Source organism: Cupriavidus sp. 2TAF22 (genome assembly GCF_052115045.1).
Taxonomy (GTDB): Bacteria; Pseudomonadota; Gammaproteobacteria; order Burkholderiales; family Burkholderiaceae; genus Cupriavidus.
Genome location: NZ_JBFRFX010000068.1, coordinates 1 through 25,950, shown reverse-complemented (window position 1 = coordinate 25,950; position 25,950 = coordinate 1). Strand labels below are relative to the sequence as shown.

At 63.6% G+C, this 25,950-nt stretch carries 24 protein-coding genes and 1 pseudogene; 13 read left to right on the top strand and 12 right to left on the bottom strand.

Annotation, left to right across the window (positions count from 1 at the left end; all coding sequences use genetic code 11):
- Positions 1-119: 119 nt before the first annotated feature.
- The 4 genes from AB4Z48_RS38160 (at position 120) to AB4Z48_RS38145 (ending at position 3,740) form a co-directional block, all read left to right on the top strand.
- Positions 120-380 (top strand): hypothetical protein, encoded by a 261-nt coding sequence (locus tag AB4Z48_RS38160; RefSeq protein WP_441623717.1) that lies wholly within the window; start codon positions 120-122, stop codon positions 378-380.
- 74 nt (positions 381-454) lie between these two features.
- On the top strand, positions 455-718 hold the full coding sequence (locus tag AB4Z48_RS38155) for a hypothetical protein (RefSeq protein ID WP_441623715.1): 264 nt from the start codon (positions 455-457) through the stop codon (positions 716-718).
- Between the two features lie 65 nt (positions 719-783).
- On the top strand, positions 784-1,047 hold the full coding sequence (locus tag AB4Z48_RS38150) for a hypothetical protein (RefSeq protein WP_441623713.1): 264 nt from the start codon (positions 784-786) through the stop codon (positions 1,045-1,047).
- Between the two features lie 983 nt (positions 1,048-2,030).
- Entirely contained in the window at positions 2,031-3,740 is a 1,710-nt protein-coding gene (locus AB4Z48_RS38145; RefSeq protein ID WP_441623711.1) for a carboxylesterase/lipase family protein, read from the top strand.
- A 14-nt stretch (positions 3,741-3,754) separates the two neighbouring features.
- On the opposite strand, the gene AB4Z48_RS38140 is transcribed toward AB4Z48_RS38145, so the two are convergent.
- The gene (locus AB4Z48_RS38140) at positions 3,755-4,705 is read right to left on the bottom strand and encodes a LysR family transcriptional regulator (RefSeq protein WP_441623709.1); all 951 of its coding nucleotides are present in this window, start codon (positions 4,703-4,705) and stop codon (positions 3,755-3,757) included.
- A 132-nt stretch (positions 4,706-4,837) separates the two neighbouring features.
- Between AB4Z48_RS38140 and AB4Z48_RS38135 the strand changes: the two genes are divergently transcribed.
- From AB4Z48_RS38135 to AB4Z48_RS38120, 4 genes are all read left to right on the top strand, one after another.
- Positions 4,838-5,824, top strand: a complete 987-nt coding sequence (locus tag AB4Z48_RS38135; protein WP_441623707.1) for a Bug family tripartite tricarboxylate transporter substrate binding protein — start codon at positions 4,838-4,840, stop codon at positions 5,822-5,824.
- A gap of 166 nt (positions 5,825-5,990) precedes the next feature.
- Positions 5,991-7,394, top strand: coding sequence for a M20/M25/M40 family metallo-hydrolase (locus tag AB4Z48_RS38130; RefSeq protein ID WP_441623705.1), 1,404 nt, complete (start codon positions 5,991-5,993; stop codon positions 7,392-7,394).
- 52 nt (positions 7,395-7,446) lie between these two features.
- On the top strand, positions 7,447-8,529 hold the full coding sequence (locus AB4Z48_RS38125) for a Glu/Leu/Phe/Val family dehydrogenase (protein ID WP_441623703.1): 1,083 nt from the start codon (positions 7,447-7,449) through the stop codon (positions 8,527-8,529).
- A gap of 205 nt (positions 8,530-8,734) precedes the next feature.
- Positions 8,735-9,823, top strand: coding sequence for a porin (locus AB4Z48_RS38120; RefSeq protein WP_441623701.1), 1,089 nt, complete (start codon positions 8,735-8,737; stop codon positions 9,821-9,823).
- 51 nt (positions 9,824-9,874) lie between these two features.
- On the opposite strand, the gene AB4Z48_RS38115 is transcribed toward AB4Z48_RS38120, so the two are convergent.
- The 5 genes from AB4Z48_RS38115 to catA all read right to left on the bottom strand — a co-directional run bounded on the left by AB4Z48_RS38115 (position 9,875) and on the right by catA (position 14,710).
- A complete protein-coding gene (locus AB4Z48_RS38115; RefSeq protein WP_441623699.1) occupies positions 9,875-10,660 on the bottom strand; it encodes a 1,6-dihydroxycyclohexa-2,4-diene-1-carboxylate dehydrogenase in 786 nt (261 codons plus the stop codon).
- A gap of 17 nt (positions 10,661-10,677) precedes the next feature.
- Positions 10,678-11,697 carry a benzoate 1,2-dioxygenase electron transfer component BenC gene (gene benC, locus AB4Z48_RS38110; RefSeq protein ID WP_441623697.1) on the bottom strand — a complete coding sequence of 340 codons (1,020 nt, stop codon included), beginning with the start codon at positions 11,695-11,697 and terminating at the stop codon, positions 10,678-10,680.
- 21 nt (positions 11,698-11,718) lie between these two features.
- The gene (gene benB / locus AB4Z48_RS38105; protein ID WP_441623695.1) at positions 11,719-12,234 is read right to left on the bottom strand and encodes a benzoate 1,2-dioxygenase small subunit; all 516 of its coding nucleotides are present in this window, start codon (positions 12,232-12,234) and stop codon (positions 11,719-11,721) included.
- The gene (benA, locus tag AB4Z48_RS38100; protein WP_441623693.1) at positions 12,231-13,682 is read right to left on the bottom strand and encodes a benzoate 1,2-dioxygenase large subunit; all 1,452 of its coding nucleotides are present in this window, start codon (positions 13,680-13,682) and stop codon (positions 12,231-12,233) included. The genes benB and benA overlap by 4 nt, the downstream gene beginning before the upstream one ends.
- A gap of 104 nt (positions 13,683-13,786) precedes the next feature.
- The gene (gene catA, locus AB4Z48_RS38095; RefSeq protein ID WP_441623691.1) at positions 13,787-14,710 is read right to left on the bottom strand and encodes a catechol 1,2-dioxygenase; all 924 of its coding nucleotides are present in this window, start codon (positions 14,708-14,710) and stop codon (positions 13,787-13,789) included.
- Between the two features lie 146 nt (positions 14,711-14,856).
- On the opposite strand from catA, the gene AB4Z48_RS38090 reads away from it, so the two are divergent.
- From AB4Z48_RS38090 to AB4Z48_RS38075, 4 genes are all read left to right on the top strand, one after another.
- Positions 14,857-15,774 carry a LysR family transcriptional regulator gene (locus tag AB4Z48_RS38090; protein ID WP_441623689.1) on the top strand — a complete coding sequence of 306 codons (918 nt, stop codon included), beginning with the start codon at positions 14,857-14,859 and terminating at the stop codon, positions 15,772-15,774.
- Between the two features lie 112 nt (positions 15,775-15,886).
- On the top strand, positions 15,887-17,032 hold the full coding sequence (locus AB4Z48_RS38085) for a muconate/chloromuconate family cycloisomerase (RefSeq protein ID WP_441623687.1): 1,146 nt from the start codon (positions 15,887-15,889) through the stop codon (positions 17,030-17,032).
- Positions 17,029-17,811, top strand: coding sequence for a 3-oxoadipate enol-lactonase (pcaD, locus tag AB4Z48_RS38080; RefSeq protein ID WP_441623685.1), 783 nt, complete (start codon positions 17,029-17,031; stop codon positions 17,809-17,811). The genes AB4Z48_RS38085 and pcaD overlap by 4 nt, the downstream gene beginning before the upstream one ends.
- Before the next feature lie 26 nt (positions 17,812-17,837).
- Entirely contained in the window at positions 17,838-18,674 is an 837-nt protein-coding gene (locus AB4Z48_RS38075) for a 3-keto-5-aminohexanoate cleavage protein (protein ID WP_441623719.1), read from the top strand.
- A 242-nt stretch (positions 18,675-18,916) separates the two neighbouring features.
- Here AB4Z48_RS38075 and AB4Z48_RS38070 read toward each other — a convergent pair whose 3' ends face one another.
- The 5 genes and pseudogenes from AB4Z48_RS38070 to AB4Z48_RS38050 all read right to left on the bottom strand — a co-directional run bounded on the left by AB4Z48_RS38070 (position 18,917) and on the right by AB4Z48_RS38050 (position 23,987).
- Entirely contained in the window at positions 18,917-20,293 is a 1,377-nt protein-coding gene (locus AB4Z48_RS38070; protein ID WP_441623683.1) for an MFS transporter, read from the bottom strand.
- Positions 20,294-20,593: 300 nt separating this feature from the next.
- A complete protein-coding gene (locus AB4Z48_RS38065; protein ID WP_441623681.1) occupies positions 20,594-21,211 on the bottom strand; it encodes a pyridoxamine 5'-phosphate oxidase family protein in 618 nt (205 codons plus the stop codon).
- A gap of 29 nt (positions 21,212-21,240) precedes the next feature.
- Positions 21,241-22,574 (bottom strand): annotated as a pseudogene (locus AB4Z48_RS38060) (adenylosuccinate synthetase).
- Between the two features lie 2 nt (positions 22,575-22,576).
- A complete protein-coding gene (locus AB4Z48_RS38055) occupies positions 22,577-23,047 on the bottom strand; it encodes a RidA family protein (RefSeq protein WP_441623679.1) in 471 nt (156 codons plus the stop codon).
- Positions 23,048-23,201: 154 nt separating this feature from the next.
- Positions 23,202-23,987 (bottom strand): AraC family transcriptional regulator, encoded by a 786-nt coding sequence (locus AB4Z48_RS38050; protein WP_441623677.1) that lies wholly within the window; start codon positions 23,985-23,987, stop codon positions 23,202-23,204.
- Between the two features lie 143 nt (positions 23,988-24,130).
- Between AB4Z48_RS38050 and AB4Z48_RS38045 the strand changes: the two genes are divergently transcribed.
- Positions 24,131-24,991, top strand: a complete 861-nt coding sequence (locus tag AB4Z48_RS38045; RefSeq protein ID WP_441623675.1) for an alpha/beta hydrolase — start codon at positions 24,131-24,133, stop codon at positions 24,989-24,991.
- Between the two features lie 211 nt (positions 24,992-25,202).
- Here the strand turns inward: AB4Z48_RS38045 and AB4Z48_RS38040 are convergent, their stop codons facing one another.
- On the bottom strand, positions 25,203-25,313 hold the full coding sequence (locus tag AB4Z48_RS38040) for an SDR family oxidoreductase (RefSeq protein WP_441623673.1): 111 nt from the start codon (positions 25,311-25,313) through the stop codon (positions 25,203-25,205).
- Between the last annotated feature and the right edge of the window lie 637 nt (positions 25,314-25,950).

Here is a 25,950-nt window from a genome sequence, read left to right as displayed (position 1 = left end):
CCTTGGCACACTCCATGCGTTTGTACCTCCCGAGCGAAGCAAAGATGCTCGACAGCAAACGAACCGAAGTCCCAATCGATACCCGGCCAGCTGGCCAACCGCCTTCCAGGAGAACTGCCATGACTACCACCCTCGCCATCAAGGACCTGTCCGTCACCGAAGAACTCGACGCTGGCGCCATGCGCGCCGTGCGCGGCGGCTTCGTGCCCTTCATGCCCGTGTTCAGCTCGGTCAAGCTCGACTCGACCTTCAATGCCTCGCAACTGATTGGCCAGACCCAGAACGTGGTCAACATGAACGGCAACAACACGGCCTTCGCGGATGACATCAAGTCGCATGTCAACTCGACGCAGAACGCCCAGAACAACATCTATCGCTGATGTTGCCGCCGCCCTGCCGGCCCGGCCGAGCGCGCCAACCGAATTCGCACATCACTGAGTACCGGAGAACTGCCATGACTACCATCGCCATCCAAGACCTGTCCGTCACCGAAGAACTCGACGCCCACGCCATGAGCACCGTGCGCGGCGGCACCGGCTTCGTGCCCTTCGTGCCGGTGTTCAGCACCGTCAAGGTCGACTCGACCTTCAATGCCTCGCAACTGATCGGCCAGACCCAGAACGTGGTCAATATGAACGGCAACAACACGGCCTTCGCGGATGACATCAAGTCGCATGTCAACTCGACGCAGAACGCCCAGAACAACATCTATCGCTGATGTTGCCGCGGCCCCACCGAGCGCGCCAACCGAATCCGCACATCACTGAGTACCGGAGAACTACCATGACTACCATCGCCATCCAGGACCTGTCCGTCACCGAAGAACTCGACGCCCACGCCATGAGCACCGTGCGCGGCGGCACCGGCTTCGTGCCCTTCGTGCCGGTGTTCAGCACCGTCAAGGTCGACTCGACCTTCAATGCCTCGCAACTGATCGGCCAGACCCAGAGCGTGGTCAACATGAACGGCAACAACGCCGCCTTCGTGGACGACATCAAGTCGCATGTCAACTCGACGCAGAACGCCCAGAACAACATCTATCGTTGAACCGCCCGGCAGACGCGGAGGCGGCCCCGCCACCTCCGCCGGCAACCAGCCAATCAAGAGCATCCCAAGTTATCCCGTGAAGCCAAGGAGAACCAACATGTCCCTCATCGTGCGCGGCCAACGTCAATGTCAACGTCAACCAGAACATCCTCCAGCTGCAGAGCGTCAACGTGAACACGCTCAACAACGTCGGCGTGATCGGCTCCGGCCTCGGGCTGGCGATCGATGTCAATCCTTCGCAATGGGCTGCCACCCACGCCAAGGTGTGAACGGCATGCGCCCCGGCACTGTGGCAACCCCGAGGGTTCCACGGCCGGCGCGGGTGTGAAGGCACCATAACGCCGGCGTCGATGCGGGCCCCTCTCTGCACCAGCGGGCCGCTAGCGGGGTCATCGGCGCGAAATCTGGCGGTGGCCGCTCCGCACTCGGCTTGCCCTCAGGCTCTTCGGCCATGAGGGATCCTTTGCGCCAGTAGTGAGCACAGGCTCACGATTCTGCACTCACCGGAAGCGTCCAAGCGCGCAATCCCGGAACTGCTCGGCAAGAGCGCCGACGACTGACGTCGTCCTGCCAGGCGCTGCCAGCTGAACTCCTGCGGCACCCTGCATGCCATCGAGAAGCGTGTCCGTCTGATCGAAACGTCGATCGGGTCGTGAAGCAATCCGCACTATGCAAGAAGATCGCGGACGCGCCCGGCATCGGTCCGATCACCGCCACCGCCACCGCCGTGGTCGCCGCGATCGGCGACGGCAGACCGTTTCGACATCACGAACAAGGCGCTTGCAGAAGGCGTCGGGTCCATACAAGTCCGGATGCAGCGTTTCCTTAATTACCAAAAGTTATCAAAAAAATGATTCGAATGCATTGGACAAATAAATATCAATTCAATATTATCAAGTAAATATATATAAGCCGCACCGATGATTATCGATAAATATTTCCGTGCGCGGCAATAATCTCCCTCTCCCGGCATTATCGTATTTATGCTTTATTTTAATTCGTTTCATTTTTTGAAAGAAGGAGGGCAGGGGGAAATGGCCAACAGAGTGAGAGCAGTGCAACTTGATCGGACACTGCGTGGCGCGTTAGCTATCGCCGGCTCGGCGCTGGTCGTTGCCGCTTGCGGCGGCGACGATAATAGCCCGCCGGCAGCGGCGGTTTCCCAGGCGCCGCCGCTGGCGGTGACGACAGCGGAGGGCCCTGTGATTGGCACCGCCGCTAACGGTACCGTGTCCTTCAAAGGCATCCCCTACGCCGACCCGCCGGTGGGGCCGCTACGCTGGGCACCGACCAGACCGGCAACGGCGCGATCCGCGCCCCTGGATGCGTCAGCGTTCGGCGCTGCCTGCCCACAGCCTGCCACCGGCGGTGAAAAGGTGACAAGTGAAAACTGTCTGTTCTTGAACGTGTGGAAGCCGCAGAGCGCGGCGTCGGGCAGCAAGCTTCCGGTGGTCGTGTACATACACGGCGGTGCGTTCACACTTGGATCGGGTGGCGGCGACATGAGTCGACTGGCATCAAAAGGCGTCGTCGGCGTGAGTCTCAACTACCGGCTAGGCGCCCTGGGATACCTTGCCAACGCGGCATTGCGGTCGTCAAACCGCGACGGCAGCCTCGGAAATTTTGCATTGATGGACCAGATGGCCGCCCTGGCCTGGGTTCAGCGCAATATCGCCGCATTTGGCGGAGACCCAACGAACGTTACGATCTGGGGCACTTCCGCCGGAGCCACCCAGAGCTTTTCGCTACTTCAGTCCCCGAAGGCAAAAGGCTTGTTCCAACGCGCCATCATGCAGAGCGGCGGTGCGTCCGAGTACTCCAATCCATCGCAGGCATCCGCATTGGCTGTCGGCGATGCGGCAGTGGCAGCGCTCGGTTGCGACAAGGCCGCCGATGTCGTGGCTTGCCTGCGAGCGCTGCCGGTATCTGCATTGCTCAATGAGACCGGCCGGAAATGGCGGCCGACGGTGGATGCCCAAATCGTTACGCAAGTCCCCGCGCAGGCATTTGCGACCGGCAACTTCAACCAGGTTCCCGTCATGACCGGAGGCGTCTACGACGAAGGCACGCTGTTTGTAGACCCAGCCCTGCCGGCGGCCGCCTACCTTCCATACCTCCACGGCCTGGCGCCGGCTGGCTTCGATACCACGGCTATCGACGCGGCCTATCCGATCTCCGGGTATGCGGTACCAGCCCAAGGCATCGCCAGGGCGATCGGCGATGCGATGTACGCGTGTGGGAATAGTGCAAGGCGCGACACACTTTCGGCATGGGTGCCGGTTTTTGCCTGGGAGTTCACCGACCCGGCACTCTCGTTTCCCGCTGCACCCACGCAGTTTTACTACGGCACCGCACATGGCATGGATAGCTTCTATCTGTTCGACACGGTGGACCAGCTGGCCACGTACCCATACTTCGACGAGCGCACGGCGCCGCAGGATCCTGACCGCACGAAAGCGCGCCAGGCACTCGCGGCGCAAATGTCCAGCTACATTGTGAACTTCGTGAAGACGGGAGATCCTAACGGCGACGGCACGAACATCCCAGTGCGCTGGCCGAGATTCACCGGCCCGACCGACCGCGCCATGATTGCGTTCTCGTATCCGGTCATCAAGATCACGAACAACGCCTTCGAGACGGCGCACAAGTGTGACACGGTGTGGGGCCCGACGGTATTTCCCTCAATCTACTGACCACGGCGTCATCCTTATCCTCGGCAGTCCGCGCCCGGGCGGCCGAGGCCTTGTACTGTGTCCGATTCCTGCCGGCACAACTCCTCGCAGAAGTCGCGTATGACCGCCGTTGGCGGGGCCTCCGTGCGCCACCGCATGGTGACGAAGACGAATTGCGCGCGCAGCGGAGGGCATCGGGCAACGTTCAACGCCACTAGTTCACCCGCTTGTAGCATGCGTCGGGCAACGCCGAGCACGCCGACAAACAAGGCATCCGTGCGCTTCACAGCTTCGAGCAGGCCCGGGATCTCGTCCGATGTCACATGCAGCCATTTTTGCGGATAAGCATCAGGGCCAAACGCCTCGACGAGGTTACGCGAAAGGTCATCACTGATCGCGGTGGAGATGATCGGGTACTCGCGCAGTTCGTCGAACTCCACCACATCCTTTCCGCTCAGCGGATGCCCCTGTCTGCAGAGAAAACCAGAAGGTATCTCGGCCAATGGAAAGATGTTGAGGTCATCGTGAAGTGGCACGGCACGGGAATTAACCACCAGCGCGTCGATCGACCTTGCCCGCAGTGCCGTGAGCTGATTCGCCACGCTGCCGCCCATTATCTGTACGCGGATGCCCGGGAAGTGATTCAACACATGCTCCAGCAGGGGAGCCGTCAACATCGCGCTGGGCGCCGCGCTCAAGCCCAATTGCACGGTGCCGATCTTGCCCTGACCGAACAGCTTTGCGCTGCGCTTTAGCTCGCGCGCTTCGATGACGATCTTCAAGGCTCGCTCCGCCACTGCCGCGCCGAATGGCGTGAGTTCGTTGCGCTTGCCGATGCGGTCGATCAGGCACTGCCCAAGTTCGCTCTCCAGCATCTGGATGCTTCGGCTTAGTGCAGGCTGAGTCAGATTGAGTTTTTCCGCCGCCCGGCTAAACGAGCCGGTTTCGACGAGGGCAAGGAGATGGTCAAGCTGCTGAAGGTTCATGGGTTGCCGTCTCTGGGCGCCAAAGCATGAGAAAGAATTATCAAAAAAATGATAACAATGCATTGGACCGATAGTCGATAGGTTTCTACCATACTTTTGCGGCTTTGCTAACCTCTCGTACTCAAGACGAACATGAAACTTGCAAGAACCCTTTGGGCCCTGTTCACGCTTGCCTTGGCTGGGCTGGCCCCGGCTTCGGCGCAAGGGCCATATCCAGCACGCCCCATCTCTCTGATGGTGCCGTATCCAGCCGGTGCAGCCAGCGACGTCACGGCTCGCGCGTTGAACGGATTGATCGGCCAGGAGATTGGCGGCCAGGTGATCGTCGAGAACCTGGGCGGGGCCAGCGGAGCCATCGCGGCGAACAAGGTACTCGGAGCGGCAGCCGACGGCTATTACCTGTTCCAGGGTTCACCTAACGAATTGATCCTGGCGGGATTGGCCAACAAAGGAGTCAAGCACAAGCCGGAGGATTTCGAGTTCGTGGCGCCGGTTGCGACCTCGCCATTGATACTGATGGTCAATGCAGGCATCCCGGCCGATACCCTTGACGAGTTCGTTGCGCTCGCCCGGCGCAAGGGCAAGAACACATTGAATTACGGCTCGCCCGGTGCCGGCTCGCTTGTGCACCTGATGACCGAAATGGTCTCCAAGCGCATCGGTGTGCCGATGACTCACGTCCCGTATAAAGGCGGCGTGCCGCTGGTGGCGGACTTGATCGGCGGACAGATCGACTTTGCCATCTTGCCCTATCAGGCCAACTACGAAGGTTTTGTCAAACAGGGCCGCGTGAAGATCATTGGCACATTCTCGAAGCGACCGCTACCGTTGCCCTTCCAGTCGATCCCGACAATCGATAAGAGCCGTGTCCTGGCAGACTTCGACTACGGTATCTGGACCGCGTACCTGGTAAAGAAGGGAACCGATCCCGCCATCGTCGAGCGCCTGAATGCGGCCATTGCCGCGTCGCTGCGCAATCCGGCCGCGCGCGCCGTTCTGGAAGCACAAGGCAAGACTCTCTTCGACCCCATGAGCATTGCCGCCGGCAAGAGGTTTTACGAGGCTGAGATACAGCGCTACCGCGCGATCTTCAAGGCTTCTAGCTACGAACCGGAATAGCCGGCATGCCGTCTGCCAGCCGCAGGAAGCGGCCAGACGGCGACATCCCTTCCCCGTTTTCCCCAGAGCCATGCCCCGGCGTTCCCCGCCGGGATGGATTGCCACGCCTGCTTGCCGAGCGAGACGGGGCATGGTGCACGCCTTCGACCTTACCGGACCACGATTCATGACAGCAGAAGTCATTCAATATCTCGAATCACGCCAGGACAATATTGTCGGCTGGCTAGACGAATTCCTGCGTATTCCCAGTGTGAGCGCCGACCCGGCGTTCGCGCCCCGGATGGAGGAGGCCCGAGCATTTCTGTTGGAGCGCCTGCGGAGCATGGGCCTGGACGATGTGCGTCTGGTGGATGGCGGCGGTGAACCTGCGGTATATGGCTCATGGCTGGGCGCGCCCGGCAAGCCCACCCTCCTGATCTATGGTCACTATGATGTGCAACCCGCCGAACCCATCGCCCTGTGGCGTACACCGCCTTTCGAGCCGACGCTGGATGGCGACCGCCTTTATGCTCGCGGCGCGTCTGACGTCAAGGGGTCGACGACCATTGCTTTGGAAGTCGTTGCCGCATTTCTCGCCGTCAACGGCGCGTGTCCGGTTAACGTCAAGATCTTCCTGGAAGGGGAGGAGGAAACCGGTAGCCCTTCGCTGAGTGCGCTAGCCCAGCGTCACCGGCAACTGCTCTCGGCCGATGCGGTCTTGTCCGCCGACGGCGGTCGCGCCAGCGCGGACTTTCCGACCATCAACACTGGCGCGCGTGGCAACTGCCTGCTCGAGGTCAGCCTGATTACCGCGGACAAGGATCTGCACTCCGGGCGCTACGGCGGCTGCACGCTGAACGCGCTGCATGAGATGGCGCGCCTCGTTGCATCGCTGCACAGGATCGACGGAAGCGTCGCCGTGGAAGGCTTCTATGCTGGTGCGGCGCCGCTCGCGGCGTCACAGCGGGCGGACACTGCTGCTTTGCCCTTCGACGGGGTGGCCTATCTGGGCGATGTCGGCGCTGCGGCGCATGGTGAGCCGGGCTTCAGCATGCGCGAACAGATCACGCTGCGTCCCTGTCTCGATGTCAACGGGCTGTGGGGCGGCTACACGGGCAGCGGCAACAAAACCATCATTCCTTGTCAGGCCAACGCCAAGATGAGCATCAGGCTGGTGGAGGGGCAGGAATCCGGGCAAGTGCTGCAGGCCGTGCTCGAGCATCTGCAGAGTCATTGTCTTCCGGGAGCAAGACTCGACGTGGTGGCCATGCATGGTGGCAGCCCCGCATCGACCCTCGACGCGGGCCATCCCCTTGTTCTCGCAGCCGACCAGGTGCTGAGCAGCATCAGCGGCATCCGGCCGGTTCGCGTGCGACTCGGCGCCTCGGTTCCCATCACCTCGCTGTTCAAGGAAGTCCTCGGCATCGACACCCTGATGTTCGGCTTCAACCTGCCGGACGAGGATGTCCATGCGCCAAACGAGTTCTTCCGGATCAGCTCGATCGCGCAGGGCCTGAAGGCCTGGACCCTGCTGCTGGCGGCGCTGGGCGAGTTTGCTCCCGCTACCTTTCATGCCGGACTGTCTGCATAGCAGTTGTCTCGACCTTGGGCATTCATTCACTCCAACCCATCTGATTTCCAATATGCCTTCCATTGATATCCACCGCCTCGCCTCGAGGAAAAGCCTCTTCGGCGTTGCAGGCGAGCCCCCTCACGAGAAGGTTCATTTGTTCGCGGACGAGAGCACGGGGCTGCGTGCCATCGTGGCATTGCACAATACTGTTCGGGGCCCCGCGTTCGGCGGCTGCCGTTACTACACTTATGGCTCGGAGGAGCGAGCCCTGGAAGACGCCCTCAGGCTGTCGCGGGGCATGAGCCTGAAGAACGCCATGGCGGACCTGCCCTTCGGCGGCGGGAAGTCGGTGATCCTGCGCACTCCGCAACAGACCAACCGGGCCGAGCTGTTCCAGCTGTTCGGCAGCTTGATCCAGTCGCTGTCGGGTACCTACATTACTGGCGAGGATGTCGGCACCACTGAGGAGGATCTGCTGCAGATCGGGAAGCAGACGTCGTTCGCGGCGGGCATTCCCCGGGCGGGACAGTTTGGGGGAAACCCGTCGCCAAAGACGGCGCTGGGCGTTTTTGCGTCTATTCAGCGCGCCTGGAAGATGATGCATGGCGACGCATCGCTCGATGGCGTCTCCGTGGCGATTCAGGGACTCGGCGCCGTGGGTTGGGTACTGGCTGACTGGCTTCACGGCGCTGGCTGCCGCCTGATCGTTGCTGACGTGGATTCCGCGCGCGCGGCCGCGGCGCACGCCGCGTTCGGCGCGAAGGTCGTTTCACCACAAGAGATCACGGCTCAACCAGTTGACGTGCTGGCGCCTTGCGCACTCGGCGCGACGCTGAACGCCGAAAGTATTCCTGGAATCCAGGCTCAACTGATTGCCGGCGCGGCCAACAATCAGCTTGCCACTTCCGACGACGGCGAAGCGCTCCATGAGCGTGGCATTGCCTATTTGCCTGACTTCCTCGTCAATGCGGGCGGTATCGTCAGCTGCGTCCGCGAATACGAGGGCGGCGCGACGGATGCGGCGGTGGATACGGAAGTCCTGCGCATCGCCGATCGTGTGGAAGGCCTGTTCGAACGCGCAAGCAGGACTGAGATGTCGCTTGCCCGAGCGGCGCAAGAGTGGGCGCTAGAGAAGCTGGCACGCTCAGCCTAGACGTCCGGGCGCGAAATTGCGCAATCCACGGCGGGTTGCCATCCGGCCCGCCGTTGGCATCCCGACACCCGCAGTCTCTGAAATCCAAATCAAAAGGGGACCGCGCCGCTATCGAAACGGTCGCGGTGGGGAGCGTCTCGTCTGTCTGAACCGCTCCTTGCCGCCTAACCGCCGCCCGGCATCCCTTCACATCGCGAGCCAATCCATGAAGAAAACCATCATTGCCATTGCTGCTGTCGTCGTCCCAGGCAGCGCGTTCGCCCAGGACAGCGGTATCGTGCTGTACGGGTTGATCGACGTCGGCGTCGAATATGCCAACAGACAACCAGACAACGCAGGAAGCGTGACGCGGATGACGTCCGGCAACCTCGCGGGATCCCGCTGGGGGCTGCGCGGGTCGGAGGATCTCGGGGCAGGCTATAGCGCCATCTTTGTCCTGGAGAGCGGCTTCGACACCGATACCGGCAAGTCCGGACAGAACTCGCGACTGTTCGGGCGGCAGGCATTCGTTGGTCTGCAGAATCCCCTTGGCAAGATCACACTGGGGCGGCAGATCACGCCATTCTTTGAATTCGGTGGCGACTACGACCCTATGCAGTTGGGAACCAAATACTCGCTCATCAGCCAGGACGTCTACTTCGTTTCTCGCTCCGACAACTCGGTCAAGTACGCGGGGACATTTGGCAGCTTCTCCGCGTCCGCGCTTTACAGCTTTGGCGTCGACAGCACGGTCAACGGCGGAAGCGAAGTCCCGGGTGCGCCAAAGATCGGCCGGGAGTACGGCGTTAGAGTGCGTTACGCAAGTGGCCCCTTTTCGATCGGCGCGATATACGACCAGGTGGGCACGGGAACATTGGCCGCCAGTCCAGACGCCAGGATCCGGCGCGCGGCAGTGGCGGCATCCTTCGATATCGGCCCTGCTCACACGTTCGCCGGCTACCGGCGGGCGAAGGCATACGACGGTGGAATCGTCACAGGGGCCCTGGCTGGCGCCGGCAACCAGGCATCCAACCTCTACTGGGCCGGGCTTAGATACGACTTGTCGGCGGCGCTGAGCCTGACAGGTGCAGCCTATTATCAGGACTTCAAGAACACCAATGCGGACCCTTGGCTGTTCTCGCTGCTGCTGGACTACTCGCTGTCCAAGCGCACCGACATCTTTACCGCGGTGGGCTATACGCTGAACCGCCATGGTTCCAACCTCGGACTGAGCAATGGCTCTTCCGGATTTGGGCAGACCACCGCTGGCGCCAATCAGTTCGGCGTCACCACGGGCATCAGGCATCGGTTCTGAGCGTGCTCACCTGGCGTCGGCGGCGGCCCAATCTACGCAAGTGGCTTTCCGTCAGCCCTGATCCCCACCGCCCACTGGCACGACCGTTCCTGTCATGTAAGAGGCCTCCTCGGATGCCAGGAACAGAATGGCGCGCACCTGCTCGTCGATCGTGCCATAGCGCTGCATCAGGCTGCTGGCTTTGGTCTGATCGACGATGGCCTGGTACCAGCTGGCTTCCTGCTCGCTCTGCGCTGAGGTATTGCGCGGTATCTTGCGCGGCGGCGCCTCGGTCCCCCCAGTCGCCACGGCGTTGACGCGTATCCCTTCGTGCGCATGCTCGAAGGCGAGGCTGGCCGTCAGTGCGTTGACGCCGCCCTTGGCCGCCGCGTAGGGAACGCGGTGGATGCTGCGCGTGGCGATCGACGACACGTTGACGATGACACCCTGGCGCCGCGCCACCATGCCGGGCAGCACCGCCCGGCAGCACCACAGCGTCGGGAACAAAGAGCGCCGGATCTCGGCTTCGATCTGGTCTTCTTCATAAGCCTGGAAGGGCTTTGCCCAGATCGTGCCGCCCACGTTGTTGACGAGAATGTCGATGTGGCCGAACGCTGCATCCGCGGCCTTCACCATCTGCACGGCGCCGGCGTAGCTCTCCAGATCGGCGTGCACGGCAATGGCCTGTCCGCCGGCTGCCGTGATCTGCGCCGCGACTTCATCGACCAGCGCCGAGCGGTCGACCAGCGCGACCCACGCGCCCTCGGCGGCGGCAGCCAGCGCCACCCCGCGGCCGATGCCTTGCGCGGCGCCGGTCACGACCATCGATTTACCTGCGAAACGTGTAGCCGTTCTCATATTGTCTTGCTCCTCGCTCATGCCGCGTTGCTGGCCGAGAACTTCTCGTAGTAGAAGCCGGCAGGCGTGATGCCGCTTTGCTGCAGCCACCCACGCACAGCCTCCACCATCGCAACGGGACCGCACAGGTAGATGTCGACATCGCCACCGTTGAGCCATTCCGGTTCCACATGGGCGGTGACATAGCCCTTGCGTGCATGGCCGCTGGCGGGGTCAGCCACGCAGGTCCGGTATTCGAGGCCGGGCAAGGCGGCCTGCGCGGCATCGATGCGCGACAGCGCCACCAGGTCAATGTCGTTTGTGACACCGTAGACCATGCGCACGGGATGCGCACAGCCGCGCGTGGCCAGGGCATCGAACATCGACAGGAAGGGGGCGATGCCGGTGCCGCCAGCCAGGAACAACACCGGCCGCGCCACCTCGCGCAGGTAGAAGCTGCCGTAGGGACCCGAGAATGCCACGCGCTCGCCGGATTTTGCCTGGCTGGTCAGCCAGGTGCTCATCTGTCCTTTCGGCACGTTGCGCACCACGAAGCCGGTGCGCGCGCTGCCGGGCGCGGAGCTGAAGGAGTATGAGCGCGTCTGGCTGGTGCCCGGGATCTCGACGTTGACATACTGGCCAGGCAGGAAGTCCAGGCCGCCGGCATCGTCCAGGTCGATGGCGAAGCCAATGGTCGACTCGGAGAGCTGTTCCAGCTCGGCCAGCGTCCCCTGGTAGGTGGCGACACCGGTCTTGCACGCGGCCGACGATGCGGGCACGCGGATCACGCAGTCCGAGCGGGGCCGGGTCTGACAGGCCAGCACGTAGCCGCCCGCGGCCTCCTCTGCGGTCAGCGCATCTTCGATATAACTCGATTCCGGCAAGTCATAGCTGCCCGACTCGCACAGGCCGCGGCAGGTGCCGCAGGCACCGTCGCGGCAGTCCAGCGGGATATTGATCTGTTGCCGGTAGGCGGCGTCGGACAGGGTTTCGTTCTCGCCACAGGTGATGAACCGGGTGACGCCGTCCTCGAATTGCAGGGCGATGGTATGTTCCATAGCGCGTTTCTCCAGCCTGGATCAGATGTGATAAATGTCGATGACCTGGTTGATGTAGTCGTTCTTGAGCACGACGTACTTGTCCAGGATGCGCGGCTGCCCGTCGGAGAGATCGAGCGTGTAGCGCGACATGCCGAAGTAGCTGTAGGTGGTCTGGTAGCGATGGCTGAGGGTGTGCCAGTTGAAGCGCACGGTGCACGTGTCGCCCTCTGCCCCGAGCACTTCCACGTTGCTCAGGTTGTGACTGGTGCGCGTGTCCGGAATGGTGGCGCTGGAGCGCTCCGTCTTGATGCGAAACACGCGATCTTCCAGGCCCTGGCGGGTCGGGTAATAGATCAGCGAGATCTCACGCTGCGGGTCGGTGATGAGCTCGCCGTCGTCATCCCAGCATGGCATCCAGAAGGTTGCTTCGGGGTGGTAGCAGGCGAGCCATGCATCCCACTCTTCGTCGTCCAGCAGCCGTGCCTCGCGGTACAGGAAGGACTGGATGGCTGCAAGGTCGACTGGCTTGTCGAGGGTGGTCCCGGCGGTGCTCATGCTGCGCTCCCTGCGGCGGCGTTGTCGAGGTCAGTGGCCGCCGTGGTATCGATGGCGTCGTTCGCGGATGCGCCGAGCTCCTCGGCCACGGCTTTCCTCATCACGTCCAGCCAGTAGCGGTGCTGCACCGTGTACAGGCCCTCGTCCTCGGTCCGCACGCCGCTCATCACCGGCTTGAGCCCGATGCGCTGCGCGGCCTCGTCGGCACCGTCAATCCAGTGCTTCGCGCCGCGGCACATGTCGTTCCAGGCCAGGGCCTGGCCGGCGTAGCCCTGCTGGCAGGCCCGGAATTCCTCGAGGTCGTCCGGCGTGGCCATGCCGCTGACGTTGAAGAAGTCCTCGTACTGGCGGATGCGGCGCGCGCGCGCCTCGTCGGATTCGCCCTTCGGCGCGATGCAGTAGATGGTGACCTCGGTCTTGTCGACGGACAGCGGGCGCAGCAGGCGGATCTGCGAGCCGAACTGGTCCATCAGGTAGACGTTGGGATAGAGGCACAGGTTGCGCGAATTCTGGATCATCCAGTCCGCGGCTTCCGCGCCGCAACGCTCGGCAAATTCCTCGCGCCGGCTGAAGTTGGGACGGTCCTCCGGATTGGCCCAGCGCGTCCACAGCAGCATATGGCCGTGGTCGAAGGCGTAGAAGCCGCCGCCCTGCTGGCCCCACTTGCCGGCGTCCATGGCGCGGATCTTGTCTTCCTGCGCGGTCTTCTGCTTGCGGTGGTTGGTGGTCGCGGCGTAGTTCCAGTGCACCGCCGACACGTGGTAGCCGTCGGCGCCGTTCTCGGCCTGCAGCTTCCAGTTGCCTTCGAAGGTGTAGGTGGAGGAGCCGCGCAGCACCTCGAGCCCGTCGGCGGACTGGTCGACGATCATGTCGATGATGCGGGCCGCTTCGCCGAGGAATTCCTTGAGCGGAGGCACATCCGCGTTCAGGCTGCCGAACAGGAAGCCGCGGTAATTCTCGAAGCGCGCCAGCTTCTTCAGGTCGTGCGAGCCTTCCTTGTTGAAGCAGTCGGGATAGCCGGCATTCTCGGGGTCCTTCACCTTCAGCAGCTTGCCGCTGTTGTTGAAGGTCCAGCCGTGGAACGGGCAGGTATAGGTGGCCTTGTTGCCGCGCTTGTGGCGGCACAGCATGGCGCCGCGGTGGCTGCAGGCGTTGATGAATGCGTTCAGCTCGCCCTGGCGATTGCGCGCGATCACCACCGGCTGGCGGCCGATATGGGTGGTGTAGTAGTCGTTGTTGTTGGGGACCTGGCTTTCGTGGGCCAGGTAGATCCAGTTGCCCTCGAAGATGTGCTTCATCTCGAGTTCGAACAGGTCTTCGTCGGTGAAGGCCTGGCGGTGCAGGCGGTAGTCGCCGCTGGCCTTGTCTTCGACCAGGAAGGCATCGAGGTCGAGGCGCTTTGCGCTGGGGCGAACGGGGGCCTTGCCCTCCGGATAGATGGGGATCATGGAGTTGTCTCCTGCCGATGACTTGTCTTCGGGGCGGTGCCGCGCATGCCGCTGCCGCCTGGGATGGATCTGCCGGCCCGCGGGGCGGGCGGTACTACGGAAAATCAGGCGGCGGCGCGCTGGCGCTCCACCTCGGYGGCGGGGGCGCCATCCTGCTCCGGCAGCAGCCGGAAATCGAAGTCGATCGATGCGAACGGCTTGTCGACGCCATGCTTGTCAAGCGCGGCGGCGTCGGTGACGCGGGTCACCGCGGGGACCAGCCCCTCGCGGCTGGCGAAGGCGAAGTCGTCCCAGAGGTATTCATCGCCGTCGATGTTGATCTGCGTGGTCAACTTGCGATAACCATCCGCCGACACAAAGAAGTGGATGTGGGCCGGGCGCTGGCCGTGGCGCGCGAGCTGGTCCAGCAGGCGCTGCGTGGTGCCCTCCGGCGGGCACCCGTAGCCCTTCGGCACGTTGCTGCGGAACTGGTAGCGGCCATTGGCATCGCTCACGATGGTGCGGCGCAGGTTGAAGTGCGACTGGGTCTTGTCGAAGAACGAGTAGTTGCCCATCAGGTTGGCGTGCCATACCTCGACGCTGGCCCCGGGCAGCGGCTTGCCGTCGGCGCCGTACACCGTACCCTGCATGAACAGGACCTCGCCCTTGCCGTCGTCGCTGCCGTCGTCGAGGCGGGCGAAACCGGTGCTCTTTGGCGCGCCGGCCACGTAGAGCGGGCCTTCGATGGTGCGCGGCGTGCCGCCGGTCAGGCCGGCGCGGGCTTCCGCCTCGTCGGCGCGGATGTCGAGGAAGCGTTCCAGCCCCAGGCCGGCGGCAAGCAGGCCCAGTTCCTGGCTGGCACCCGCCTCGGCAAAGTACTCGATGCCCTTCCACACTTCGCTCGCGCTCAGGTCGAGGTCCTCGATCGCCTTGAACAGGTCCGCGACCAGGCGAACGACCACCTGCTGCACGCGCGGATCGGGCGTGCCTTGCGTGCCGGTCGTGACGATAAAGCTGGTGACCAGGGCATCGATTTCCGAGTGGGTCATGAGAGTCTCCATAATTGTGGTGGGGTTCCGGTCCATGCTTTACGGGTATCAAGCTTGTTTTCCGGGCACGGATGAAGCATAGTCAACGGGGGTTTTTGCAGTCCAACACTGATTTAGTATCTGTTTTATACCCGGGAGGTATAGTTTTGGAATTGCGGCATCTGCGTTACTTTGTCGCCGTGGCGGAGGAACGGAACTTCACTCGCGCGGCCGACCGGCTGCATATGGCACAGCCACCCCTGTCGCGCCAGATCCAGCAACTGGAGGACGACCTGGGTGTGCAACTGTTCGAGCGCCACTCGCGTCCACTGAAGCTGACCGACACCGGGCGCTACTTCTATACCCACGCGCTGCAGCTGCTGGCCCAGACCGCGGAACTGCAGGCGATGACCAAGCGGGTGGGCAAGATCGAGCACAAGATGTCGGTCGGCTTTGTCGGCTCCACGCTGTACGGGATGCTGCCGCGTATCATCCGGCGCTTCCGGCAGACGCACGCCGAGCTGGAACTGAGCCTGCACGAGATGTCGACCATGGACCAGATCAAGGCGCTCAAGGAGGGACGCATCGACGTGGGCTTCGGGCGTATCCGGCATGAGGACCCATCGGTGCGGCGCGTGGTGCTGCGAGAGGAACGCATGATCGTGGCGCTGCCGGTCGGGCATCCGCTGGCTGACGCCAAGTCCCGGCTCGCGCTGCACGACCTGGTGGGTGAGCCGCTCATCATCTTTCCCAAGGCGCCGCGCCCCAGCTTTGCCGACCAGGTGCTGGCCGCCTTCCATGACCGCGCCCTGAAGCCACGGCGCCTGCACGAAGTGCGCGAGCTGCAGATCGCGCTCGGCCTGGTGGCGATGGGCGAAGGCATCTCGGTGGTGCCCAGCAGCGTGTACGGGCTCAAGCGGGACGACGTGACCTACAAGGAGCTGGACGATCCCAAGCTGGTGTCTCCCATCATCATGAGCACACGGATGCTCGACGAGTCGGCGGACCTGCTCTCGCTGCGGGACATGATCTACCAACTCTACGAGGAAGAAGGCATGGCCTACCTGTCGCCGCAGAAGCCATGAAGCACAATTGGCGCTTCATACTCCTCAGGTATGAAATCAGACGCCAACGGTGTTGGACGCCCAAAAAATAGCCCTACATACTTCGTGCAACATTCAACTGCACCAGGAAGGTATGAAAGTGGCGACTCAATCCAGCTCCATAGGCATCGAATCGATCGAGGCCATCCTGGTCGATCTGCCGACCATCCGGCCGCACCAGCTCGCCATGGCGACGATGCAACGGCAGACCCTCGTGATCGTCCGCCTGCGCTGCGCCGATGGCGTGGAAGGCATTGGCGAGGCCACTACCATCGGCGGCCTGTCGTATGGCGACGAAAGCCCGGAGGGCATCAAGCTGACCATCGACGCCTACCTGGCCCCGGCGCTGCTCGGCCACGACGCCACCAACATACACGCCGCCATGGCGCGGCTGAACAAGGTGGCGCGCGGCAACCGCTTCGCCAAGTCGGCGCTGGAAACCGCGCTGCTCGATGCGCAGGGCAAGCGTCTCGGCGTGCCGCTGTCGACACTGCTGGGCGGCGTCGTGCGCGACACGCTGCCGGCGCTGTGGACACTGGCCAGTGGCGATACCTCCCGCGACATCGACGAGGCCGAGCGATTGCTGGGCGAGCGCCGCCACAACACCTTCAAGCTCAAGATCGGCCGGCGCAGTGTGCGTGACGACGTGGCGCATGTCTCCGCGATCAAGCGCGCGCTGGGCGAGCGGGCGCGCGTCACCGTGGACGTCAACCAGGCCTGGAACGAAGCGGATGCCGCCACCGGCATCGCCATGCTGGAAGCCGCCGGGATCGACCTGGTCGAACAGCCCATCGCGCGCGAGCAGCGCCCCGCGCTGGCCCGGCTGGCAGCCCGTTTCGTGGTGCCCATCATGGCCGACGAGGCCGTGTGCGGCCCCGAGGACGCGATGGAGCTGGCCCGCCTCGGTGCCGCAGACGTGTTTGCACTAAAGATCGCCAAGTCCGGTGGCATCTTCGGCATGCTGCGCACCGCCGCGGTTGGCGATGCCGCCGGCATCGCCCTCTACGGCGGCACCATGCTGGAAGGCAGCGTCGGCACCATCGCCGCCGCTCACGCCTTCGCCACGCTGCCGCAACTGGCGTGGGGCACGGAACTGTTCGGCCCGCTCCTGCTGAAGGACGACATCGTAGTGGAACGCCCGGTGTACCGGGACTTCGCGCTGCACCTGCCGCAAGGGCCGGGGCTCGGGGTCGCGCTGGATGAGGACAAGCTGGCCCACTACCGGCGGGACCGCACATGAGCATCGCGGATCGCAACGGGCTTCGCCTCTACTATGAGCTTCACGGGCCGCAAGGCGCGCCGGTGCTGGTCATGTCCAACTCGCTGGGCACCACCCTGTCGATGTGGGATCCCCAGATGCCAGCGCTGCTGGAGCACTTCCGCGTGCTGCGCTACGACACGCGCGGCCATGGCGCATCCGGCGTGCCGAGCGCGCCGTTCGGCATGGACGAGTTGGGTGGCGACGTGCTGGCGGTGATGGACCACGCCGGCGTGGGGCAGGCGCATTTCTGCGGCCTGTCGATGGGAGGCATGACCGGCATCTGGCTGGCACGCCATCATCCCGAACGCTTTGGCCGATTCGTACTGGCGAATACCGCGGCGCTGATCGGGCCGCCATCCGGCTGGAACACACGCATCGATCACGTGCGAAGCCACGGCATGTCGATGGTCGCCGAGGGCGTGCTGGCCCGCTGGTTCACGCCGGCCACGCTGGCAGGCGATCCGGCGCGCCTCGCCCCCGTGCTCGCCATGCTTGCCGCCACGGATCCCGACGGCTATATCGGCAACTGTGCCGCGGTGCGCGATGCCGACCTGCGCAGCCTGTTGCCAGGCATCCTGTCGCACGTGCTGGTGATCGCAGGCGTGCAGGATGCCGCCACGACGCCGGAACAGGGCAGCGAACTCGCGCGGGGCATTGCCGAGGCCGAATACCTCGTGCTCAATGCCGCGCATCTGTCCAACTGGGAGCAGCCCGCGGCATTCTCGCGTGCGGTGATACGCTTCCTTTCGAGGGCATGATGCCCTATACCACCTCAGGAGCCGACATGACCCAGCCCTGCATTATCTCCGTCGCCATCACCGGCTCCTTGCCGCGCAAGCGGGACAACCCTGCCGTGCCGATCACCGTCAGCGAACAGGTCGAGTCCACCCAGGCCGCGTTCGAAGCGGGCGCCACGCTCGTCCACCTGCACGTGCGCAATGACGACGAGACGCCATCCTCGGAGCCGGACCGCTTTGCCCTCGTACTCGAGGGAATCCGCAAGCATGCGCCCGGCATCATCACGCAAGTCTCGACCGGTGGCCGCTCCGGGGCGGGAAAGGAGCGCGGCGGGATGCTGTCGCTGCGGCCGGACATGGCGTCGCTTGCCACGGGATCAGTCAATTTCCCGACTCGCGTCTATGACAATCCGCCAGACCTCGTGGATTGGCTTGCCGCCGAAATGAAGGCCTACGCCATCAAGCCCGAGATAGAGGCCTTCGATCTGTCGATGATCTTCCAGGCGGTCGCCATGCAACAGGCGGGCAAGATCGACGGCGCACTGCATATTCAGTTTGTGATGGGCATCAAGAATGCGATGCCGGTCGATCGGGAAGTGCTCGCCTTCTACGTGCAGACCCTGCGGCGCCTGGCGCCCGATGCTACCTGGACCGGCGCGGGCATCGGCCGGGACCAGTTGACGATGGCGCGCTGGTCGCTCGAACTCGGCGGCCATTGTCGCACCGGCCTGGAGGACAACGTCCGGCTCGACAAGGATACCCTTGCCCCGTCCAATGCCGCGCTGGTCGGCCAGGTAGCGGCCTTGTGCAAGGAGCATGGGCGCCCCGTGGCGACGGTGGCGCAGGCGCGGGCGCTCCTGGGGTTGCCCTCGGCCGCGAATTGAAGCGGATCGGGAGCAGAGAAAGACGCAGGCGACGCGGATCTCATCGCCTATTCGTCATGGCCTTCGTCTCGACGACGAGCAGCCGGAAACGCCGGCTGGCTCTCGTCTCCTTGGGTTCGGCAAGCCGGAGCTTGTTCCTTTTGAGCCGGACCAGCGTCAAATCGGTCACACGCAGGTTGTCCCGACCTATCGATCATTTCGCAGTCGGCCAATGCCGAAGGCCGCCCCCTCCCTTCCGTTGCTCAATCAGCTGAGATCGATTCCAACGCCTCGCCTCGCGTTTCAATGCCAAAGCGATAAACGATGAATGCAGCCGTCAGGAAACAGGCGGCGCCCAGCGCAAAGACGCCGGCCTGGCCTGCCAGCGGCAGGATAAGTCCGACCATGGTTGGCCCCAACAGCGAACCGAATCGGCCAACCGTGGAGGCCATGCCGCAGCCAGTAGCGCGGGCGCGGGTCGGATAAAGCTCTGGCGTATAGGTGTACAGCACGGCCCACATGCCGAACATGAAAAACTGCATCATTCCGCCCGACAGGAAGAGTGCGACAGGCTCCGAATTCATACCCGCGACGCGGCCATACAGAAAAGCCATCACCGCGCCGCCCACGAGCGTGATCACGCATGCCGGCTTACGGCCCCAATGCTCGATGGCCCAGGCGGCGCACAGAAATCCCGGGATGCCGCCGACGGAGATATACACGGTGTATAGCACCGACTTGGTCACGCCCATGCCGGTCTGCTGTAACAGCGCCCCAATCCAGGTGTTGAGCCCATAGAAGCCAAGCAGCGCAAAGAACCACAGGCCCCACACAGTCAGGGTTCGGTTTCGATATTCCGGCGACCACAGTACCTTCACGCCGAATATCTCGGCTTCGGGGACGACAGCGGTGGCTGCGGCCTCGGGCAGCGATGTCAGTTTCATCCGTCGCTTCACCGTCTCTTCGATGTGATCAACCACGCGAGAGGCTTCCTCGTGCCTGCCTTTGGATTCGAGCCAGCGTGGGGACTCCGGCACGTAGCGCCGCACCACGAAGAGAAACAGTGCCGGCACCGCGCCGAGCAGGAACATGGTGCGCCAGTTGTACGCCGAGAGCACGTGGTATGACAGGAGCCCCGCGCAGATGAAAGCGATGGGCCAGTTTCCGTCCATTAGCGCCAAGTATTTGCCGCGCTGGCGAGCGGGGATGAATTCGGACAAAAGCGTTTGTGCGAGCGGCAGTTCCATACCCATCCCCAGACCCAGCAACAGGCGATAGATGCCAAGCGTCACGGGGTCACTGGCGGTGGAGCAGAGAAAGCTGCCCAAGCCCCACACGATCATGCTTACCTGAAACACCGGCTTGCGTCCGAAGCGATCGGCAAGCATACCGGAACTGAGCGCGCCGACAGCCATGCCAACAAAGCTCGCGCTGCCCAGCATCCCAGCTTGCGCACTGGTCAACGCGAACTCGGTGCGAATCGAGCCGAGCAAATACGTCATCATCGCCAAGTCAAGGTTGTCAAAGAAGAACGCCAGTGCGATCACCATGAAGAGGAAGCGGTGGTAGCCGCATACGGGTAGTCGCTCCAGTCGGTCACTGATGCGGACCCGCATCAGCTCTGTAGAGGTCACTTTCATCTTGTCTCCTGTCTTGTATTGGCCGGGGAATTTAGGGGCCGGCTCGTGCAACTTCGCCGGTTGGCATGTAATGTCGCGCGGCCCTGGCTGCGTAGCCCGCTCCGGGATGCCAAAGCATGTCGCCGGGGCGCCAACCCGAGCGGCGGACGGCACCGGCCTCAACAGGCTGTAGCGGCGCGCTCGGTACACAGACGCAATCGGAGCAGCAGGAGGAAGGCGAATCGGAAAGGCGCGCGCCGGCACACGCTTTCACGTATGCCGGCGGCAGGGCGGCTCGCTGGAGGAGCCAAGGGGTGCGGGTCAGCGGGTCGCGAAGCGCAGGGGATCAAACGCATCTTCCGGCAGCGCCGACAGGGAGGCACCGGCGGGAAATGGATAGCGCAGGTATGGCGCACGCGGCTGACCGGGCGGTGAATACTGCCCGTCGGCGAGGATCCGCTTCTTGGCCGTCAGCGACTGAATCTCGCACCGGTATGCCACGATCTGGTTCGCCGCGCCGTCCTCGATCGGCGTGTAGTCCTTCTCGGGTCGGAACTTGTCCAGCGCCACAGACTGGTGTGCGCGGATATCCTCGGTCCGTTCGCGCACCGTCGCGACACAGCGTGCGATGACACTGTAGTACTCGAGGCTGGTGTTCTGGCCTTTGGGCGCCTTCAGCAAGGCGACGGGGCGGTCGATCTCGATGGTGATATGCGCGTTGGCTCGGATCGCAGTCGCCAGCTTTCCAAAGCGCGAACTGTGTATCAGAAAGGCGTCACCAGTGAAGGTGAAACTCTGCGCCGTCACGTACGGGAACGGTGTGTCGTGGACACCGACACGGCAGATCAGTTCGTCCTTAAGAAAGGCTTCAATGGCGGGCCAGTCGGTCCAGGCAAGGTCAGTGCGGCGCATCTCTGCGCTCAGGTAGTCGGGGGTCATGGTTGTCTCCAAGGAGGACTTGGGCGGGATCAAGGCAGCACGCGCAACTGTTCGCGCGCCGGGCCCAGCCCTATGCCGCGCAGGCGGCATCCGAGCTGGCTGGCAAGCCAGCGCAGGAGTTCGTCGAGCTCGGGCGGCAATGGGTCCTGAGGTTTGCGAGGCAGTGCTGCCGCGCTGAACGCGGCAAAGCGGTGGATTATGGGCCCGTCGTTATCCGTCCAGTCGCTATCCACCAGCGGGATGGCGTGGTCGGGCGTCTGGGCGAACAACGCCAGGCAATCGCACTTGTTGAGGAAAAGCTCGTCGATCCCATGCTGCTGCACGGCACGCCGAAGCTGCGCGACATCGAGCAAGCCGACCCGTCTCGGGCGGCCGGTGCCGGTGCCATACTCACCGGTCAGCATGCGGATGGCGACGCCGAGGCCGAAGGCATCCTCGCCTGCCAACAGGAGGCCAGGATCGTAGACCAGGGCTTCCTGCTGCCGACCTAGTCCACGTTGCGCCGCACTTGCGCAGTACTCAGCAGATTGCGCTGCGCCAAGCTCGGATGGGAGCGGTCCCGATCCGACCCGCGATACGATGGCCTTGGCAATGCCAATTGTCTTGCGGTGATACCGGCACGGCAGGTCGCCGCCGACGTAGGCATACGCTGGCACCGTATGGCTTGACGTCACCCACGGCTGGTCCCCATGCGTGATATCAAGCATCACCGACTGCGCGCCCTCGAACAAGACGCGCGCCCCGTCCTGTACGCGACGTGAAAGGAAGGTCGGATCGGACACAACAAGGTTGCGGATCTCCGCCCACGCCGCGCGCATGCGACTGATATCTAGGTCCGCGTCGTGTTCCCGGCTGGCAGCGGCCACCTGGAGAAAAACGGCGTCACTGTCGGCCAACAGGTCACGAAGCTGAAACGAGGTCCGCGTGCCATCGCGTGCCCGCAAGGCATGGTCGGCGTAGCACGGGCCAATGCCGTTGCCTGTCGTGCCAATGGTGCCACCGTGCTCGCGGTCCAGCGCGACATGCAGGGGCTGGACCACCGGGCATCGCTGATGGCCAGGCGCGAGTGCAACGATATACCAAGGCTGCCCAGCATCGCAATCTCCTCGGCCAACTGGGTCAGCCCAATTGCGCAGCCTGACCCGATGTAGAGGGACAGATCGGGATGCAACACGCCGGACGGAACTTGCCGCAAACGTACGGTACCCTGAGGCGTGGCGATGGTGTGGCCTGCGTTGGCGCCGCCGTTGAAGCGCGCCACTATGTCATAGCTACCGGCAATATGGTCGACGACTCTCGCCTTACCCTCGTCGCCATACTGGAGACCCACGAGCACGTCGGCATAGCCAATCTGAGGTGACATCGTCATGCTTCGACGTCGAGCGCGAACGTGGCTTCGATCTCCACGGGAGCGCCAAGCGGCAGGCTGGCCACGCCGATGGCGATACGGGCGTGCCGGCCTTTGTCTGCGAAGATGAAGTTGATCAACTCCGACGCCGCATTGACCACGGCCGGCGCGTCATGGAAGCCATCGGAAGTCGCGACGAAGCCGCCCAGGCGAAGCACGCCATCGATCCGTTCCAGATCGCCGTTGGTGGCCGCCGAGGCCCAGCCCAGCAGATTGGCGACGCAAAGGCGGGCGGCTTCGCGCGCATCGTCCAGGGACACTTCCGCTGGAACCCGCCCGGCGAATATAGGCTGGCCTGAGCGCACGGGCAACTGGCCGGAAACCGTCAGGATGCCGCGGTGCAGGGTATAAGGTACGAACAGGGCCGTTGGAATGGCTGGCGGCGGCAGCACGATTGCTGCCTCGCGAATGCGATCGATGATTGTCACGGGGTTCCTCTTGTGAGCGATGGCGAGCGCGCCGCCGCGCACAGATTGCACGACAGATTCGCCACCTTCACTGTGCCGCCCGAGGCTTCGGCTGTCCGGCGCACGGACGCCAGGCAATATCGCGCAGACGCCAGGCTGTGAGGCCGGTGCGCCCTTACCGCCGAGTCGCGTCGCGAAAATACTCAGTCGGAGTCATGCCCAGCGCCCGCCGGAACATCGCGCTGAAGGCGCTCGGGCTCTCATAACCGAGTTGCAACGCGATGTCGGTCACGTGGCGTCCCTGGGCCAGAAGGCGCACCGCGGCCATCAGCCTGGCTTGCTGCTTCCAGCGGCTAAAGGTCAGGCCGGTCTCCTCGGGGAACAGCCGGATGATGGTGCGGTCGCTGGCGCCCACTGACCGGCTCCAGGCCTCGACGGAAGTCTCGTCGGACGGGTCGGCGACGATCCGGGCGCAGATCTTGGCAAGGCGCGCATCCTTTGGCATAGGCAGGTGGAGAGGTACCACGGACAGGGGGCGCATCTCCTGCAGGAGCAGTCCGGCGACGAGGCCGTCGCGGCCGTTTTCCTCATAGTCGACCGGCATGCGCACCATCTCCGAAACGAGCTCGCGCAGCAGCGGCGGCACCGCGACGACGCAGCATGTCGTCAGTTCGCTGGGCACGGCGTCCTCACGAACATAGACCGTGCGCATCTCGACCTCACCGCATGCCTGCATGGCATGGCGAACGTCGCCCGGCACCCATACCGCCCGCTGGGGCGGCACCACCCAGGAGCCCATCCCTGTGGTCACCAGGATCGCGCCACTGTACGCGTAGATCAGCTGGGCACGCGGGTGCGAGTGGTAATCGATATAAAAGCGATCGGGCAACGCGCGGGCCATCCCGCCAACTGGTCGGCCAATGTGCTGGTAGTCCTCGCGGTTTTCACTTTTTCCGAACATGGCGTCTCCGAGACAACAAGTGTCATCCGCCGGCGCGCGCTGGGCGGCGCCAGAAAGTATTGTGGGTTCGACGTCAGCGCACGTCGCATTTACCCCAGGGATCGATCTCTCCATCGATCCCCCAGTTCGGAGCCAAAACTCAAATGTCAGTGTATCGAAACTTCGACCAGCAGTCCCTGGACAAGCAATACAACGTCAGGGGCGGGATCCCGCACTATCAAGCGATCTTCGACCGATGGGCGAAGGAGAGCCGCGACTTCCGCCTCGCACGTCCCGTCAAGGAAGACCTAGCGTACGGCGATGACCCCAAGCAGTCATTGGACTTCTTTCCTGCCGGCAAGCCGGGCCGGCCATTGCTGGTCTTCATCCACGGTGGATACTGGCAGTCGCTGGACAAATCGGACTTCAGCTATGTCGCCAAGCCGTACTTGGAACACAATATCAATGTCGCCGTGGTGAACTATCGTTTGGCACCAAACGTGACCATGGCCGGGATCGTACGCGACAACCAGGACGCCGTGGTCTGGCTGTACCGAAACGCCAGGGAACTGGATTTCGATCCCAATCGCATCTTCGTCTCCGGCCATTCGGCGGGCGGCCACCTCACTGCAACACTTGCAGGAACGCGCTGGGCCGACTTCGATGTCCCCGCAGATATCATGAAAGGCGGATGCGCCATCAGTGGCCTCTATGACCTCGAGCCGATCCGGCTCTGCTATCTCAACCAAGTCGTGGGCCTTAGCGCGGCGGACGTTACCGCCTACAGTCCCATGCAACACCTGCCCTCAACCAGGCTGCCAATGATCCTGACGGTTGGCGGCGAGGAGTCCTCGGAATACCACCGTTTGCAGGCCGAGTACTGTGCGCAACTGCATGAGCAGGGAATCGCGGTTGAGATTGTCGATCAGGAGCGCGGCCATCATTTCGACGCGGTTGATTACTTGGGAGAGGCCCGGGGCAAGCTTGCCGCGGCGGTGCTCAAGATGATCGCAGCAGGAGCGTAGGCTTTCGGCCGTCGCCCTGCGGCGCCGCACGATTCCCTTCAGGCCTCGGGATGGCAGGCCCAAGGTGGCGGCGATCGCGCACGGCATTTGGCGGCCGGTTCAGGCGTTTACTGCTGGCCATCGACACGGCGCCGCTCGACGGCGGCCCGGCCGATGTCGCCGGGCCGCCCCGTCATGAACACGGTTCCCTCTTCGGGTCGTGCTGCCACGCCTATTTTCCGGTGATGCCGCCGTCGATGATCAACTCGGTGCCTGTGATGCAGGCGGCGGCGTCCGATACGAGGAAAGCACACGCATAAGTCACGTCCCGGGCGGTGCCCATGCGGCCCACAGGCACCAGACGCGCGCGCGCCTGCCTGGCCCGATCGAAGTGCTCCGCGTCGTACAGCCGCGCTCGTCTCCATGGCGGCACCCACCTTGCCGATGCCGACGTTGTAGTGCCGCACGTCCACGGGCCCGAATGCATCGCGCGCCCCGGCAAAGAGCCGCCCGACATCCTGCTCGGGCGTAACGTCACCGAAAAGGGCAACGGCGCGCCCGCTCACTTCAGTCAACGCACAGGCCGGGCAGAGGGTCACGCCCAAGGCAGTCACCGCGCTTTCCATTCATCGGGATCCATCCTGCTCGGACTCCGGGCGTACCGCCCGGGCGCCCGTGTCGGCTCAGAGCAGACACTCCGGTGTCGTTGTGTTGGTTCCGGCCCGCCAGTTCCAGGACGGCACGCCCCTGGGTTTGACGCCATATTTCGCACTCGAAAGAAATTTCTCCCAAGCCCCGCCTGGGCTTGCGGGCGATCTGCGCCGGCATGGCCCGCCTTGGCACACTCCATGCGTTTGTACCTCCCGAGCGCAGAAACACTGCTCAAACCAACCGAACCCAAAGTTCAATCGCTCCCAAGGAGAACTGCCATGACTACCACCCTCGCCATCAAGGACCTGTCCGTCACCGAAGAACTCGAC

Excerpts from the sequence above, each read along its gene's own strand:
- AB4Z48_RS38160 (WP_441623717.1), top strand. The coding sequence starts at position 120 with ATGACTACCACCCTCGCCATCAAGGACCTGTCCGTCACCGAAGAACTC.
- AB4Z48_RS38155 (WP_441623715.1), top strand. The coding sequence starts at position 455 with ATGACTACCATCGCCATCCAAGACCTGTCCGTCACCGAAGAACTCGAC.
- AB4Z48_RS38150 (WP_441623713.1), top strand. The coding sequence starts at position 784 with ATGACTACCATCGCCATCCAGGACCTGTCCGTCACCGAAGAACTCGAC.
- AB4Z48_RS38145 (WP_441623711.1), top strand. The coding sequence starts at position 2,031 with ATGCTTTATTTTAATTCGTTTCATTTTTTGAAAGAAGGAGGGCAGGGG.
- AB4Z48_RS38140 (WP_441623709.1), bottom strand. The coding sequence starts at position 4,705 with ATGAACCTTCAGCAGCTTGACCATCTCCTTGCCCTCGTCGAAACCGGC.
- AB4Z48_RS38135 (WP_441623707.1), top strand. The coding sequence starts at position 4,838 with ATGAAACTTGCAAGAACCCTTTGGGCCCTGTTCACGCTTGCCTTGGCT.
- AB4Z48_RS38130 (WP_441623705.1), top strand. The coding sequence starts at position 5,991 with ATGACAGCAGAAGTCATTCAATATCTCGAATCACGCCAGGACAATATT.
- AB4Z48_RS38125 (WP_441623703.1), top strand. The coding sequence starts at position 7,447 with ATGCCTTCCATTGATATCCACCGCCTCGCCTCGAGGAAAAGCCTCTTC.
- AB4Z48_RS38120 (WP_441623701.1), top strand. The coding sequence starts at position 8,735 with ATGAAGAAAACCATCATTGCCATTGCTGCTGTCGTCGTCCCAGGCAGC.
- AB4Z48_RS38115 (WP_441623699.1), bottom strand. The coding sequence starts at position 10,660 with ATGAGAACGGCTACACGTTTCGCAGGTAAATCGATGGTCGTGACCGGC.
- benC (WP_441623697.1), bottom strand. The coding sequence starts at position 11,697 with ATGGAACATACCATCGCCCTGCAATTCGAGGACGGCGTCACCCGGTTC.
- benB (WP_441623695.1), bottom strand. The coding sequence starts at position 12,234 with ATGAGCACCGCCGGGACCACCCTCGACAAGCCAGTCGACCTTGCAGCC.
- benA (WP_441623693.1), bottom strand. The coding sequence starts at position 13,682 with ATGATCCCCATCTATCCGGAGGGCAAGGCCCCCGTTCGCCCCAGCGCA.
- AB4Z48_RS38085 (WP_441623687.1), top strand. The coding sequence starts at position 15,887 with ATGAAAGTGGCGACTCAATCCAGCTCCATAGGCATCGAATCGATCGAG.
- pcaD (WP_441623685.1), top strand. The coding sequence starts at position 17,029 with ATGAGCATCGCGGATCGCAACGGGCTTCGCCTCTACTATGAGCTTCAC.
- AB4Z48_RS38075 (WP_441623719.1), top strand. The coding sequence starts at position 17,838 with ATGACCCAGCCCTGCATTATCTCCGTCGCCATCACCGGCTCCTTGCCG.
- AB4Z48_RS38070 (WP_441623683.1), bottom strand. The coding sequence starts at position 20,293 with ATGAAAGTGACCTCTACAGAGCTGATGCGGGTCCGCATCAGTGACCGA.
- AB4Z48_RS38065 (WP_441623681.1), bottom strand. The coding sequence starts at position 21,211 with ATGACCCCCGACTACCTGAGCGCAGAGATGCGCCGCACTGACCTTGCC.
- AB4Z48_RS38050 (WP_441623677.1), bottom strand. The coding sequence starts at position 23,987 with ATGTTCGGAAAAAGTGAAAACCGCGAGGACTACCAGCACATTGGCCGA.
- AB4Z48_RS38045 (WP_441623675.1), top strand. The coding sequence starts at position 24,131 with ATGTCAGTGTATCGAAACTTCGACCAGCAGTCCCTGGACAAGCAATAC.
- AB4Z48_RS38040 (WP_441623673.1), bottom strand. The coding sequence starts at position 25,313 with ATGGGCACCGCCCGGGACGTGACTTATGCGTGTGCTTTCCTCGTATCG.